The 14,530-nt window shown below is 62.7% G+C and carries 12 protein-coding genes; 11 read left to right on the top strand and 1 reads right to left on the bottom strand.

Annotated features, from left to right (window positions below):
• The first annotated feature begins 25 nt into the window (after positions 1-25).
• From NKJ55_RS25000 to NKJ55_RS24950, 11 genes are all read left to right on the top strand, one after another.
• Positions 26-634, top strand: a complete 609-nt coding sequence (locus NKJ55_RS25000) for a CGNR zinc finger domain-containing protein (protein ID WP_352452210.1) — start codon at positions 26-28, stop codon at positions 632-634.
• Complete coding sequence (locus NKJ55_RS24995) at positions 627-1,157, top strand: hypothetical protein (protein ID WP_352452209.1); 531 nt, start codon at positions 627-629, stop codon at positions 1,155-1,157. The genes NKJ55_RS25000 and NKJ55_RS24995 overlap by 8 nt, the downstream gene beginning before the upstream one ends.
• A gap of 225 nt (positions 1,158-1,382) precedes the next feature.
• Positions 1,383-4,862: an indolepyruvate ferredoxin oxidoreductase family protein gene (locus NKJ55_RS24990; RefSeq protein WP_352452208.1), complete on the top strand. Its 3,480-nt coding sequence runs from the start codon at positions 1,383-1,385 to the stop codon at positions 4,860-4,862.
• Between the two features lie 152 nt (positions 4,863-5,014).
• On the top strand, positions 5,015-7,336 hold the full coding sequence (locus NKJ55_RS24985; protein WP_352452207.1) for a putative bifunctional diguanylate cyclase/phosphodiesterase: 2,322 nt from the start codon (positions 5,015-5,017) through the stop codon (positions 7,334-7,336).
• A 150-nt stretch (positions 7,337-7,486) separates the two neighbouring features.
• Complete coding sequence (locus NKJ55_RS24980) at positions 7,487-8,269, top strand: N-acyl amino acid synthase FeeM domain-containing protein (protein ID WP_023676258.1); 783 nt, start codon at positions 7,487-7,489, stop codon at positions 8,267-8,269.
• A gap of 119 nt (positions 8,270-8,388) precedes the next feature.
• On the top strand, positions 8,389-8,538 hold the full coding sequence (locus NKJ55_RS24975; protein WP_013528205.1) for a DUF3096 domain-containing protein: 150 nt from the start codon (positions 8,389-8,391) through the stop codon (positions 8,536-8,538).
• Between the two features lie 173 nt (positions 8,539-8,711).
• Positions 8,712-8,936 (top strand): aa3-type cytochrome c oxidase subunit IV, encoded by a 225-nt coding sequence (locus NKJ55_RS24970; protein ID WP_023676259.1) that lies wholly within the window; start codon positions 8,712-8,714, stop codon positions 8,934-8,936.
• 81 nt (positions 8,937-9,017) lie between these two features.
• Complete coding sequence (locus tag NKJ55_RS24965; RefSeq protein WP_352452206.1) at positions 9,018-10,292, top strand: Re/Si-specific NAD(P)(+) transhydrogenase subunit alpha; 1,275 nt, start codon at positions 9,018-9,020, stop codon at positions 10,290-10,292.
• Positions 10,292-10,714: an NAD(P) transhydrogenase subunit alpha part 2 gene (locus tag NKJ55_RS24960; RefSeq protein WP_036238371.1), complete on the top strand. Its 423-nt coding sequence runs from the start codon at positions 10,292-10,294 to the stop codon at positions 10,712-10,714. The genes NKJ55_RS24965 and NKJ55_RS24960 overlap by 1 nt, the downstream gene beginning before the upstream one ends.
• A 6-nt stretch (positions 10,715-10,720) precedes the next feature.
• Positions 10,721-12,118: an NAD(P)(+) transhydrogenase (Re/Si-specific) subunit beta gene (locus tag NKJ55_RS24955; RefSeq protein WP_352452205.1), complete on the top strand. Its 1,398-nt coding sequence runs from the start codon at positions 10,721-10,723 to the stop codon at positions 12,116-12,118.
• 92 nt (positions 12,119-12,210) lie between these two features.
• Complete coding sequence (locus NKJ55_RS24950; protein ID WP_352452204.1) at positions 12,211-13,731, top strand: hypothetical protein; 1,521 nt, start codon at positions 12,211-12,213, stop codon at positions 13,729-13,731.
• Between the two features lie 99 nt (positions 13,732-13,830).
• Here the strand turns inward: NKJ55_RS24950 and NKJ55_RS24945 are convergent.
• On the bottom strand, positions 13,831-14,530 hold a 700-nt coding region (locus tag NKJ55_RS24945), incomplete at its 5' end, for a hypothetical protein (protein WP_352452203.1).

Genomic DNA, 14,530 nt, shown 5'->3' with positions numbered 1-14,530 from the left:
GCGAGTTATCAGTTAGATTCGCCATATGACGGTATCCTGGACTCCGCACCGCTTTACCGGTGGCATGCTGGCGCTCGATACGGCGAACACCGTCGTTTTGCGGAACGATCCGAAGAAAACTTTCGACCGTTTCGACGATCCGGCCGAGATCGCCCGCTTTGCCGAAGCCGCGAGTGCCTTTCGCGCCGCCGAGCTCGGCGGCAGGCGGCTCGTAGCGCCGGCGCCTGAAAAGATCGCACCGGTGGTGCTGTCGATCCGGGAGACGACCGATCGGCTGTTTCGCGGCGCGGTATCGAAAGGTGCGATCGCGACCGGCGATATGCCGAAATTCTTGGAGGCCTGCGCCGATGGCCTCGCTCATAGCCGCACCGAAATCGGCACGCCTGGAAAACCGTTCGGTGATCCGGCGACGCCGATTGTCTTTGAGGCCGCGCTTGCGGTCTCGGCGTTGTCGCTGCTGCGTAGCGACACCATCGCCAGGCTGCGGATATGTCCGAACTGCAGCTGGCTGTTTGTCGACAAAAGCCGCAATTCCAGCCGCCTCTGGTGCGACATGGCGGTGTGCGGCAACCGCCAGAAGGCAAACCGACATTATCGCCGCCGGACCGCGGCCAGGGAGGTCACCAATGTCTAGAAGATTCTCACGCGCGATGATTGTCGTCGCGGCGTTGTTCGCGGCGGCCGCGCTCGGCGCCTGCCGTGATTCCGGCAAGGACCAGCTGTTCGCCATTTCCGGGAAGCTGTTCGAGTTCAACTACCGGCTGGGTATCGCCACCTATGTCATCACCCTCAATCCGCTGCGGCCGGTGGGTGAGGGGCAGGTCGCTGTGGTCTCCTTCCAGAACCCGGCCGGTGGTGATCCGATCATCGTCACCCAGAAAATATGGCCGAAGCTGCCGCATGTGACGCTTACCAGCCCGCCGCTTACCTGCGTTGTCAAGGACAAGCCCTATGCGGTGTCGATCCGCATCGAGGATTCCAGCGGCAAGTTGCTGCAGAGTTTCGCGACCACTCTGACGTCCTCGCTCGACCAGTCGGTCCTGCCCGACCGGCCTCTGGTGGTCGGGCCAGTCTACGAGCTCAACAAGGACTTGGCCGGCCATGTCGACGGCAAGCTGCCCGGTGAACCGAAGCCCAGTTGCCCAAAGGCTGCATGATGCATCACCAGCGGCACTGAGCGCCGCCGGAATTTTTCATGCTCGGCCATCCTCCCCGACAGGCGTTTCGTGGCGCCACACGGCCGCGCACGGATCGTTTGTTGCGGACCGCCTGGCACCTTCGATTTTGTTTGACCTCCCCGGCAAGGGAAGAAAGACTGTGGGCACTCGACTCCGACGTTGGCCGCGCACCTCCAGGCGCGGCCTCCGCACAGGAAATGCCTGATGACGCTGCACAATGTCGCGCTCGACGACAAGTTCGACCTGGCAAAGGAGCGGATCTTCCTGTCGGGTGCCCAGGCAGTCATCCGCATGCTTCTGATGCAGCGCGAGCGCGACCGCCGGGCTGGCCTGAACACCGCCGGTTTCGTCTCCGGCTATCGCGGCTCGCCGCTCGGCGGCCTCGACATGCAGCTGTGGAAGGCCAGGAACCAGCTCGCGCAGTCGGACATCGTCTTCCAGCCCGGTCTCAACGAGGAGCTTGCCGCCACCGCCTGCTGGGGCTCGCAGCAGGCCGAATTGCTGGGCGAGGGTACCCATGACGGCGTTTTTTCGGTCTGGTATGGCAAGGGTCCGGGCGTCGACCGCTCCGGCGACGTGTTCCGCCACGCCAATCTCGCCGGGTCGTCAAAACATGGCGGCGTGCTGGCTCTGATGGGTGACGACCACATGGCCGAATCCTCGACCAACGCGCATGCCACCGAGTTCCTGTTCGTCGACACCATGGTGCCGATCCTTAATCCGGCCGGCGTCCAGGAGATCATCGACTACGGCCTCTACGGCTTTGCCATGTCGCGTTTTGCCGGCACCTGGGCGGCGATCAAATGCGTCAAGGACAACATCGAATCGACAGCCTCTGTCGGTGCCGCGCTCGACCGGCTAGATATCGTCATCCCGGACTTCGACATGCCGCCCGGCGGCCTCAACATCCGTAACGAGATCGACATGCTCGGCCAGGAGGAGCGGTTGCATGAATACAAGCGCGCCGCCGCTTCAGCGTTCATCCACGCCAATGGGCTGAATCGGATCGTCTATTCGGGCGGCACCAGCGCCAGGCTTGGCATCGTCACCATCGGCAAGAGTTATCTCGATGTTCGCCAGGCGCTGGAGGATATCGGCGTCGACGAAGCGGCCGCCAGTCGTATCGGTATCAGGCTGTTCAAGGTCGGTTGCCCGTGGCCGCTCGACCTGCAACACATCGCCGACTTTGCTCGCGGCCTCGATACCATCGTCGTCGTCGAGGAGAAACGCTCGCTGATCGAGGTGCAACTGCGCGAGAACCTTTACGGCACCGCGACGCAGCCGGTCATCGTCGGCAAGAAGGACGAGCGCGGCGACTGGCTGTTCCCGGCCAAGGGCGCGCTCGACCCCAACGATATTGCCATCGCGCTCGGCGAGAGGATTTTGCGAACGATCGGCCCGTCGGAAGAAATCGCCGCGCGGGTGGCGAAGTTGCGCCAGTTCCAGGCGATGCTGGCCGACACGTCAGACATCGCCTCGCGCACGCCCTTCTTCTGCTCCGGCTGCCCACACAATTCCTCGACCAAGGTGCCGGACGGCTCGCTCGCCGCCGCCGGAATCGGCTGTCATTTCATGGCGCTGTGGATGGACCGCAACACCGTCGGCTTCACCGCCATGGGCGGCGAGGGCGCGCAGTGGGTCGGCCAGGCGCCGTTCTCGAAGCGCGAGCACATCTTCCAGAATCTGGGCGATGGCACTTACAACCACTCGGGTGTGCTGGCGATCCGCTTCGCGCTGTCGACCGACGCCAACATCACCTACAAGATCCTCTACAATGACGCCGTCGCGATGACCGGCGGGCAGCCGCACGAGGGCGGCCTGACGGTGGACATGATCGCAAGACAGGTGCGCGCCGAGGGCGTGGAGCGCATCGCCATCGTCACTGACGAGCCGGACAAATATACCGGCAAGGTGGAATTTCCCGCCGGCGCCACCATCCATCACCGCGACGACCTCGATCTCGTCCAGCGCGAGTTGCGTTCGGTCAAAGGCGTCTCGGTGCTGCTCTACGACCAGACCTGCGCCGCCGAGAAGCGTCGCCGCCGCAAGCGCGGCACGTTCCCCGATCCGGACAAGCGTATCTTCATCAACGAACTGGTCTGCGAAGGCTGCGGCGATTGCGGCGTGCAGTCGAATTGCGTCTCGATCCAGCCGGTCGAGACCGAATTCGGCCGCAAGCGCAAGATCGACCAGTCGAGTTGCAACAAGGACTTCTCTTGCGCCAACGGCTTCTGCCCCTCCTTCGTCACCGTTCATGGCGCCAAAATCAGGAAAGCCGAAGGCATAGCCGGCGCGGCCGACCCGCTCGCGGGGGTGCCGGCGCCGGCGCAATTTACGCTCGGTGAACAAGGCTGGGCGGCGATCATCGACGGTGTCGGCGGCACCGGCGTCGTCACAATAGGCGCGGTGCTCGGCATGGCCGCGCACCTGGAAGGCAAGGGCTGCGGCATGATCGACATGGCCGGCCTCGCCCAGAAGGGCGGCTCGGTGTTCACCCATGTCCGCATCGCCCGCACGCCGGACGACATCCACGCCATTCGGGTATCGGCCGGCAAGGCCGATCTCGTGCTCGGCTGCGATCTCGTCGTTTCGGGTGCCAAGAAGGTGTTGGCCGCGGTGCGCGAAGGCCATACCATCTTCCTCGCCAACACTGCCGAGATCATGCCGGGCGAGTTCGCCCGTTCGGCCGATTTCTCGCTGCCCGTCGAGCGGCTGAAGAAAGCGATAAGAACGGCCGCGGGCGACGACAGGACGCATTTCTTCGACGCTACCCGCACCGCCACTGCGCTGTTCGGCAGCTCGCTTGGTGCCAACATGTTCATGCTCGGATTCGCCTTCCAGCATGGCGGCTTGCCGCTGTCGGCGGAGGCGGTCGAGAAGGCGATCGAGCTCAACGGCGAGGCGGTAGCGATGAATGTCGCGGCATTTCGCTGGGGCCGCCGCGCCGCCCACCAGCCGGATTTCGTCCGCAGCCTTCTCGCCCAGCCGGGCAAGGCCACGCAGCATGCCGCCATTGCCGAGACGCTGGACGATATCATTGCTCGCCGCGTCGCCTTCCTGACCGCCTACCAGAACGCCGCCTATGGCAAGCGCTATGCCGACAGACTGGCGGCGCTGCGCAAGGCCGAAACCAATGCTGTGCCCGGGTCGACCGTGGTGACCGAGGCTGCCGCAAAGAACCTGTTCAAGCTGATGGCGATCAAGGACGAATACGAGGTGGCGCGGCTTTATACGGACGGCTCCTTTGCCGCAGAGCTCGCAAAGCAGTTCCAGAGCTACGGCAAGCTTGAATTCCATCTCGCACCGCCGATCATGGGCAGGCGCGGCAGTGACGGGAAGCCGAAGAAATCGAGCTTTGGCCCGTGGATGATGAACGGGTTCCGCCTGCTGGCGGCGATGAAGGGCCTGCGCGGCACCGCTTTCGACCTGTTCGGCTACAGCGCCGAGAGGCGTATGGAGCGGCAGCTTCTTGCCCTCTATGAAGCCGACCTGGAACTTGTCGCCGGCGCGCTGGCGCCGGGCAAGATCGAGGTTGCTGCCGCGCTTGTTTCGGTACCGGCGCTCATCCGCGGCTTTGGCTACGTCAAGCAGGCCAGTGCCGAAAAAGCCGCCGGCGAACGCCAGCGACTGCTCGACCGCCTCTCAACGGCGCCGCTGCGGCCGCAACTTCAAGCCGCCGAATAATTCAGCGCTGTGATACGCCTTGTTTACCTGAACTGTAGTTTCCCTGCTTCCGCTGCGTCACCGATGAATGCCAATAGAGCCCGAACCGCTGCTCTAAACCTTTCTTAAGGCCAATGTGACACTGCTGGGTTCCCCAGGGTTGGGATCCAGGCGTGAATCTGAGACGAAAAAACGAGATTCCGGTCGACGTTTACATTCCGTTCGTGGAAACGCTGTTTCGCGACGGGTTCACGCTGTCGATCGGCCTTGTTGCGCAGACACTCCTCGTCATTCTGGTCTATTGGAAGACCATGGACTTGGCGTATCTTCTAGTTGCCGCTGGGCTCATCATTGTCGGTACCCTGCGCCTTCGCAACATCCGAAAATACGGGCGACTTCCTTCCCCGACGACGTGGGAAGAAGCCCATGATCGCGAAAACGATTACATAATTTTTGGTTCGATGCATGGTTTCATGCTTGGCGCGTTCTGTTTCGTCAGTATCTATCTGGCAAATGACAGCCACGACAACTATGCCGAAATAGCCTCTGTCTGCGTCACTCTGGCATCGGTCACGTCGATTGCCGGCCGCAATTATGGGTCGCCGCGCATGGTCATGATTTTTATCATAACCACTACATGGCCCATATCGCTTGGCTTTATCCTGCGCGGCGATATCTACCACATCATCCTCGGTCTGATGTCGGCCCCTTTTCTGTTTGCGATCAAGCGGTTCGCCGACATCGTCCGCGAAGTCCTGTTTACCGCCCTGTCGGAGGAAAAGAAGGCGAACCGCATCGCGCAGCGTTTCAACCGCGCGCTCAACACCATGTCGCATGGCCTTGTCATGCTTGGTCCCGACGGCCGGGTGGCGGTGGCCAATGCCGAAGCCGCGCACCTGATGTCGCTCAAATCGGCCGATGCGCTGCTAGGCCGCTCGATCCATGGTCTGCTGATGCGCGGCGCTGCAGGCGGCATGCTGGCGCCGAAAGATTGCCGTTACATCGAAGCCCAGCTGACGCGTGCGTTGCGCGAGGGCCGCGACCGCAAGGTCCTGGTCTCGCTCACCAACGGCCAGCACTATGAATTTTCGGCGCGCGAAGGCAGCCAGGAACTGGGCGTCGTCACTTTCGAGGATGTGACCGCCCGGGTCGAGGCGGAAGACAAGATCCGCTTCATGGCGCGCTACGACAGTCTCACCGGCCTGCCCAACCGCGCCTACTTCCACGAGTTGGTGGTGGAAGCCATGGCCTCAGGGGATCCCGAGCGTCTCTGCGGGCTGGTGGTGCTCGATCTCGACGATTTCAAGAGCGTCAACGACACGCTCGGCCATCCGGTCGGCGACGGATTGATCTACGCCGTTGCCGAGCGGCTGGCGGCAGTCGCTGGGCCAGGCATCACCGTCAGCCGCTTCGGCGGCGACGAGTTCATGATCTTCTTCGAGCGCATCGAGGATGAAAGCCACTTGACCGGCCAGGTTGATGAGATCTTTGTCAATCTACAGGGCGAGGTCGATGTCGCCGGCCACGGATTACGCATCCAGGCCAGCGGCGGCGCGGTGCTGTCGCGGGTCAAGGATACCGACGTTGACGCCATGATCGTCAAAGCCGACCTTGCACTCTACAAGGCCAAGGAGCTTGGCAAGAACGGTTGGCGGCTGTTCGAGGCCTCCATGGATGCTGCCTTCCGCAGCCGTCAGCTGATGAAGGCGGACCTGCGCAGCGCCGTGGAAAACAACGAATTGCGGGTGGTCTATCAGCCGATCGTGGCGATGAGCACGATGCGTATCGCCAGTTGCGAAGCGCTGTGCCGCTGGGATCATCCCGATCTCGGGCCGATTTCCCCCGGTATCTTTATTCCGCTGGCGGAGGAAATGGGGATTATTTCCGACATCAGCACCTTCGTCCTGCATGCGGCCTGCACGGAATGCGCCAAATGGCCGGCCCAGACCAGCGTGTCGGTCAATCTCTCGGCCAAGGATTTCCGCAACCGTGATGTCATCCAGAAGGTTCGCGACGCGCTGGCTGAATCCGGTCTCTCCGCCGGACGTCTGGAGATCGAAGTCACCGAGACGGCGCTGCTCGACGACAAGTCGCTGACACGCCAATATATCGAGGAGTTGAAGCGGCTCGGCGTGCGCATTGCGCTCGACGATTTCGGTACCGGGTATTCGAGCCTCAGCTATCTCCACAAACTGCCGCTCGACAAAATCAAGATCGACCGCTCGTTCCTGATGGATGTCACTCAGAACAGCCGGTCGCTCGAATTGCTCAAGGGCATCGTCAACCTGTCACGGCCGCTGGGACTTTCGGTTACCGTCGAAGGTGTCGAGACCTTCGAACAGCTCAAGATCCTGGCATTGCAGGTCAAGCCGGACCTGGTCCAGGGCTTTCTGTTCGGGTCGGCACTCAGCGCGTCCGGCATCGAGACGATGTCGAGCACCGTCTGGCCCTTCGCCAAGGACATCCAGACGGCAAGGAAGGCGCCGCGGCGCTGACTTCGCGCTGAAAAACCGCGTATTTTAGTATAATTTTATTAATTATTAACCTTAACGAGCGGTAAACGAGATCCTACTTATTTTCATCTTTACATCTCATGACCCGTCCGTAGTGTCGGCTGGTGGCGGTAATCGCGGGGAATAGAGTTCATGTGTGCCCAGTTGAGTTCGCTCGGCCATGCGGCGGGCGCTGGTGGGAAAGATGCGTCCGAGACCATGTCCAGCTTCGCGCAACATGTTTATGCGCTGCTTGACCGGACGGAGTACCGACGCTGTGAAAGCGGCGAGGACTTCGAAAGCATTTACAGGCTGCGCTACAATTCCTATCGGATGAACGATCTGGTGCCCGAGAATGCGTCCCGTCAGGTCCATGACGAGTTTGACGAACTGCCCAATTGCCATACGTTCGGAATCTACATCGAGGGGCGGCTGGTCAGCACAATGCGCCTGCATAACGTGTCTGCTGATAACGCCACATCACCAGCGCTCAGCGTCTACAAGGACTTGTTGATGCCGCGTCTGGCGGCCGGCGAAGTCTTTATCGACCCGAGCCGTTTTGCCGTGGACGCCGAATGGTCACGGCTTTACCCGCAGATCCCGTATGTGACGCTGCGCCTTGCGGGCATGGCTTGCTTCCATTTCGGCGCGCCTTATTGCATATCCATGATCCGCGAGGACCATGCGGCTTTCTACAAGCGCATCTATCGGGCGCGACCGATTGGCGATGCGCGGCCCTATGCCGGCGTGATCAACTGTTTCGCGCTGCTTTATCAAGCCGATGTCCTGGCGATCAAGAATGAAACCTACGCTCGCTTTCCGTTCTTCCGTTCGACGCCAATGGAGCAGCGCATGTTGTTCGATACGCCCGGTGCCGGCGAACTCGCCCCGCTGACCATCCTGCCCACCGCCAAGTATTTTCGCGAAGCCGCCTGAACGAGCCCATGGAGCCTTCCGGTCGCTTCGGCGTTCTGGGCAAGGGTGCTGGTAGTAGGTCGGCACGGCCGGCATCCGCCAAGCATCGCTTCGATAGCGATCCGATCAAAGGAACCGATATGACCATTTCCACGCTCGCCCTTACCCCGCTTATCTCGCTGATTGCAGGCGTGCTGATCCTGGTGATGCCGCGGCTGCTCAATTATATCGTCGCCCTTTATCTGATCGTTGTCGGCCTGCTCGGTCTGTTCCCGCATCTCGCCGGCTAACGACATCGGCAATAGCGGACCTGCCATCCATTGTGATTGGTATCGCCGCGCTTCGCGCAGCGATTTCAAGTTTTGCTTGAGATTGTTGGCTGCGGCGATGCGGCAATAGCGCCATTGCCCTTAACGCGGCTTTTCGCTATGTGCCTGAAAGATGTCTTCGAAGGGGTATTCCAATGGCTGAACACACGCCGACCGGTCCTGTCGAACTAGGCGCGAAGATGGACTATGCCGAGCACGACCGCACCTATGCCGGCTTTGTGATGCTGGCCAAATATGGGTCGCTATTTTGCGCCGCCGTGCTTCTTGCCATGGCGTTCGGCTTCTTTGTGGGCGGCTTCTTCTCGGGGACTATCCTGTTCGTGCTGATCCTGGCCATCGGCGCCTTTATTCTCCGATAACTCCTCCAACCTTTGTCGAAGGCGCCGCCGGGGTCGGTCGGTGTCTTGCGGTAACAGGGTTCCGGCCGAAAGGATCATGCGGTGGGACAGACGGTTTTCATCCCTCGTGAGCTCGACGCAAACGAGCCGCGCGTCGGGGCCTCCCCCGACACGGTGAAGCGGCTGGCGGCACTGGGTTTCGACGTGATTGTCGAAACCGGCGCCGGCACTGCGTCGCGCATTCCCGACGAGGAGTTCGCCCGGGTGGGCGCCGCGATCGGCAAGGCCGGCGATGCAGCCAGGGCCGATGTCGTGCTGAAGGTGCGCCGGCCCATGGACGCCGAGCTGAAGGGCTACAAGTCCGGCGCCGCTGTCATCGCGATCATGGATCCCTACGGCAACGACGCTGCCGTCGCTGCCCTTGCCAAGGCCGGTGTTACTGCCTTCTCCATGGAGTTCATGCCGCGCATCACCCGCGCCCAGTCGATGGACGTTCTATCCAGCCAGGCCAACCTCGCCGGCTATCAGGCGGTGATCGACGCGGCTGCCGAATATGACCGAGCGTTACCGATGATGATGACGGCGGCCGGCACCGTACCGGCAGCGAAGGCGTTCGTCATGGGCGTCGGCGTCGCCGGTCTGCAGGCCATCGCCACCGCGCGCCGCCTCGGCGCCGTGGTCACCGCCACCGACGTGCGCCCGGCCGCCAAGGAGCAGGTCGCCTCGCTCGGCGCAAAATTCCTGGCCGTCGAGGACGAGGAGTTCAAGGCGGCCGAGACGGCCGGCGGCTACGCCAAGGAAATGTCGAAGGAATACCAGGCCAAGCAGGCGGCGCTGACCGCCGAGCACATCGCCAAGCAGGACATCGTCATCACCACCGCGCTGATCCCCGGCCGTCCGGCGCCGAAGCTGGTCTCGGCAGCAATGGTCGCCTCGATGAAACCCGGCTCTGTGATCGTCGACCTCGCGGTCGAGCGCGGCGGCAATGTCGAGGGCGCCGAAGCCGGCAAGGTGGTGACCACGGCCAACGGGGTAAAGATCGTCGGCCATCTCAACGTTCCCGGTCGCGTCGCCGCCTCGGCCTCGCTTCTCTATGCCAGGAACCTCTATGCCTTCCTCGAGACGCTGGTCGACAAGGCGGCGAAGACGCTTGCCATCAACCACGACGACGAACTGGTCAAGGCGACGATGCTGACCGATGCTGGCAAGATCGTGCATCCGGCTTTCGCAAAGGCTGAGCAGGAGCCGCCAAAGGGCCAATATGTCGAGCCACCGGCCATTCCGGCCAGGACGATGGTTGCCGAGGCTTCGGCGAAGCCGGCTGCGAAGAAAACGGCCGCTTCGAGGAAGCCCAAGACCACCGGAGGGATCGCGTGATGGATCAGACTCTGCAGAAAGCCCTCGACCAGCTCGACCAGGCGACAGCTGCCGTGCGGCTCGCGGTGCAGAACCTGGCGGCCGCGCCCGGCACCGAGGCGGCGGGTGACGCCGCTCACGCGCTGTCCGGCGGTGCCATCGATCCCTTCGTCTTTCGCTTCGCCATCTTTGTCCTGGCGATCTTCGTCGGCTACTACGTCGTGTGGTCCGTCACGCCGGCACTGCACACGCCGCTGATGGCGGTTACCAACGCCATTTCCTCGGTCATCGTCGTCGGCGCGCTGCTGGCCGTCGGCATCTCGGCCTCAGGGCTTGCCACCGGCTTCGGCTTCGTTGCGCTGATGCTGGTATCGGTCAACATCTTCGGCGGCTTCCTCGTCACCCAGCGCATGCTGGCCATGTACAAGAAGAAGGAAAAGTAGGCCGCTATGAACGCCAACTTCGCCTCCTTTCTCTATCTGGTCTCCGGCATCCTGTTCATCCTGGCATTGCGCGGCCTGTCGCATCCGACCACCAGTCGCCAGGGCAACATGTACGGCATGATCGGCATGGGCATCGCCATCGCCACGACGCTGTCGCTGGCGACCCCTTCGGCCGGGCGCTTCGGCCTCATAGTGCTCGGGCTGCTGATAGGCGGCTCGGCCGGTGCGGTCACGGCACGGCGCATTGCCATGACCTCGATGCCGCAGCTGGTCGCCGCCTTCCACTCGCTGGTCGGTCTTGCCGCGGTCATGGTGGCGGCCGCCGCCATCTATGCACCGGAAAGCTTCGGCATCGGCACCGTCGCCGATATTCATGCCCAGGCACTGATCGAGATGAGCCTCGGCGTTGCCATAGGTGCCATCACCTTCACCGGCTCGGTCATCGCCTTTTTGAAGCTCGACGGCCGCATGTCGGGCAAGCCGATCATGATCGGTGGCCGCCACTTCATCAACGCGGCCCTGGGCATTGCGCTGATCGTGCTGATCGTGCTGCTCGTCACCGCCGAGTCCAAGGTGGTGTTCTGGCTGATCGTTGCCGCCTCGCTGGTGCTGGGTGTGCTTCTCATCATCCCGATTGGTGGCGCCGATATGCCGGTGGTCGTGTCGATGCTGAATTCCTATTCGGGCTGGGCCGCGGCCGCTCTGGGCTTCACGCTCGGCAATCTGGCGCTGATCATCACCGGCGCGCTGGTCGGCTCGTCGGGCGCCATCCTGTCTTACATCATGTGCAAAGGCATGAACCGGAGCTTCATCTCGGTCATCCTCGGCGGCTTCGGCGGCGAGACATCAGCCATTGCCAATGACGGCATCGAGCGCACGGTCAAGCAGGGCTCGGCCGAGGATGCCGCCTATCTGATGATGAATGCGCAAAAGGTCATCATCGTGCCGGGCTACGGCATGGCCGTCGCCCAGGCGCAGCACGCGCTGCGCGAGATGGCCGACAAGCTCAAGGCCAACGGCGTCGACGTCAAATACGCCATCCACCCGGTTGCCGGCCGCATGCCCGGCCACATGAACGTGCTCTTGGCCGAAGCCAATGTGCCTTATGACGAAGTGTTCGAGCTGGAGGACATCAACTCTGAGTTCGCGCAGGCCGACGTCGCCTATGTCATCGGGGCCAATGACGTCACCAATCCCTCGGCTCGTGACGACAAGTCCTCACCTATCTACGGCATGCCAATCCTCGACGTCGACAAGGCGCGCACTTGCTTGTTCGTCAAGCGCTCGCTCGGCTCCGGCTATGCCGGCATCGACAACACGCTGTTCTACAAGGACGGCACCATGATGCTGCTCGGCGACGCCAAGAAGATGACCGAGGAGATCGTCAAAGCGATGGATCACTGAAACGGCGTCGCTGCCAACTCACTGCCGATCGTCGAATACAGCCCGGCTCCGCGCCGGGCTTTTTCTTGGCTGTTACCGGTTCTGAAGCTACGATGCCGACCCGTCGTCTTGCTAACGGCGTCATCGTGGAGGTGCTGGTGCCCGACCCTGGTTCTGCTGCATCGCCGGCCGCCGATCTGACCGCAGCAGAGAAGGCGCCACGCAAGCGCAGCCAGGCGGTAGTGGTCGTGCACGGCATGGGCGAGCAGCGGCCCATGGATACGTTAAGGGAGTTTGTCCAGGCCGTATGGAGCCACGATCCTGCCCGTGCACCGTTCTATGCCCATGTCCCCGATCCGCCCGACCCGATGGGTGCGAAGATCAACCAGAGCTGGATCACGCCCGACAGCCGGACCAATTCGCACGAACTCCGCCGGATCACCACGCCCTATGATGTCGATGGCCGCCGCACCGATTTCTATGAGCTTTACTGGGCCGACATCACCCAGGGCACGACCCGAAGCCGCCTTGCTGCCTGGGTGACGACCCTGCTCTGGCGCAAGCCGGCCGATATTCCGCGCGATGTGCTCAAACTCTATGTCGTCACGCTTTTGGCCACCATCGTCGTCCTTGGCGCGGCGCTGGCGCTCGCAACGTCGACCTGGCAAGGCTACATCTCCTGGACGACCGGTGTGCTTGTCACGGTTCTGGCGTCGTTCGTCATCTGGTCGGTGGACCAGTTTGGCTTGCCTTATTTCGGCGACGTTGCCGCCTATGTGCGGGCCGAAGCGGCAACGGTCGAGAAGCGGGCGCTGGTCCGCGAGCGTGGCCTCAAGCTGCTGAAGCGTCTCATGATGGACGATGCCTATGACCGCATCGTGCTGGTCTCGCACAGCCTCGGGTCGATCATCGCCTATGATCTGTTGCAGATATTGTGGGCCGATTTCAGGCCTAGAAAGTTGGAAGCCATTCGCGACAAAGCGAGGCTGAAGGCGATCCAGGTCGTCGACAAGGCGACGCTGGCCGCCGATGCCTCCGCTTGGCCCGACAGCCTCGATGACCTCCCCGCATTCCGGCGCAGCCAATGGGAGCTCTACCGGCAGCTTCGCGTCGGCGACGCCGATCATCCGCTGCCGTGGAAGATCAGCGATTTCGTCACGCTCGGCAGTCCGCTGACCCACAGCGAGTTTCTGGTGACCTACAACCTCGCCGAATTCAGGCGCGGCATCGCCGAGCGCCTGTTTTCGGCATGCCCGCCGATCGCCGACAGGGCGGCGGGCGGGACCATGCTCTACCAGGAAGGGCGCAGCCATTCCGGCAAGCCGCAGCGGGCGGTGCATCATGGCGCGGTGTTTGCCGCGACGCGCTGGACCAATATTTTCGACAGGGGCAATGGCTGGCTGACCGGCGACCCGATTTCAGGGCGGATGACGGAAAATTTTGGTCCCGGCGTGGAAAACATCCAGGTCGAGCTGCGCGGCTCGGGCGGCCGCGTCTTCACGCACAGGCTCTACTGGTCGCTGACGGCGAGCGGCGTCGAGGTCAACGCGCCGGCCGGCGTACAACCGCGCTCGCACCTTGCCGTGCTGCGCGATGCGGTCGATCTCGGCCGCAAACTGGAAGCTGAGCTGTAGGCGGCGAGCAGCGCACGACAATGCCGCGGCGGCAGTTCAAAGCAAGGTCCCCTTCGGACGCAATCTTCCCGAAGCGGACCGAGTTCGCTTAGTCACCGATCAACGATTGGTCAGGAAAATCGCTTCCTCGTCGTCGCGCTGCCTGCCGCCAAGTGCTGCAGCCGCGCTGGCAATGAAGGCCCCGACGACCAGCGACAGCGCGCCAATCAGCGAGAAGGTGGCGCCTGCCTTTCTGGCGGTGTCGGCCGCCTGCTGGGCCTTGACCTTGGCGTCCTGCGCTCTGGCGATTACCGCATCGACGCGAGCGGTGGCATCCGCTTCGGACAGGCCTGTGCGGGCGGCCACCAGCCGCGACAGATAGGTCTTGTCGTCGGCCGATATTTCGCCTGCTGCGGCACTCGCGATTAGAATGCGCGATGCCTGCGCCGTTGCCGCAGCGTCGCTCTCCGGATTGGCGGCAGCGAGCCTTGCCGGATCGGCCGGGCGGAACAGCGTATCGACGAAATACGATGTGGCGTTGTCTGTCGAGGCGCTACCCGCGTTTGCAGCAGCACCTGCCGAAGCGCCAATTGCCGCGCCCGATGCCACAGTCGAAGCAGCCTGGACACCGGTACCTATCGCGGCCGAAAGCGCCGTGCCGAGCACGCCGGCGACGAGCAGCGTCGCCAGCGCCCAGGCCAGGAAGCCGTGAGCGGTATCGCGGAAGAAGACTTCATCGGTGTGGATGCCGACCCATTTGGTGCGCAGGCGTCCGGCGAGGTAGCCGCCCAGGGCCGACGACAGCCACTGCACGACGATC

Source organism: Mesorhizobium sp. M0106, assembly GCF_040322715.1.
Taxonomy (GTDB): Bacteria; Pseudomonadota; Alphaproteobacteria; order Rhizobiales; family Rhizobiaceae; genus Mesorhizobium.
This window is presented reverse-complemented; position numbering and strand designations above follow the sequence as displayed.

Excerpts from the sequence above, each read along its gene's own strand:
- NKJ55_RS24990 (WP_352452208.1), top strand. The coding sequence starts at position 1,383 with ATGACGCTGCACAATGTCGCGCTCGACGACAAGTTCGACCTGGCAAAG.
- NKJ55_RS24955 (WP_352452205.1), top strand. The coding sequence starts at position 10,721 with ATGAACGCCAACTTCGCCTCCTTTCTCTATCTGGTCTCCGGCATCCTG.
- NKJ55_RS24975 (WP_013528205.1), top strand. The coding sequence starts at position 8,389 with ATGACCATTTCCACGCTCGCCCTTACCCCGCTTATCTCGCTGATTGCA.
- NKJ55_RS24995 (WP_352452209.1), top strand. The coding sequence starts at position 627 with ATGTCTAGAAGATTCTCACGCGCGATGATTGTCGTCGCGGCGTTGTTC.
- NKJ55_RS24980 (WP_023676258.1), top strand. The coding sequence starts at position 7,487 with ATGTGTGCCCAGTTGAGTTCGCTCGGCCATGCGGCGGGCGCTGGTGGG.
- NKJ55_RS25000 (WP_352452210.1), top strand. The coding sequence starts at position 26 with ATGACGGTATCCTGGACTCCGCACCGCTTTACCGGTGGCATGCTGGCG.
- NKJ55_RS24950 (WP_352452204.1), top strand. The coding sequence starts at position 12,211 with ATGCCGACCCGTCGTCTTGCTAACGGCGTCATCGTGGAGGTGCTGGTG.
- NKJ55_RS24960 (WP_036238371.1), top strand. The coding sequence starts at position 10,292 with ATGGATCAGACTCTGCAGAAAGCCCTCGACCAGCTCGACCAGGCGACA.
- NKJ55_RS24970 (WP_023676259.1), top strand. The coding sequence starts at position 8,712 with ATGGCTGAACACACGCCGACCGGTCCTGTCGAACTAGGCGCGAAGATG.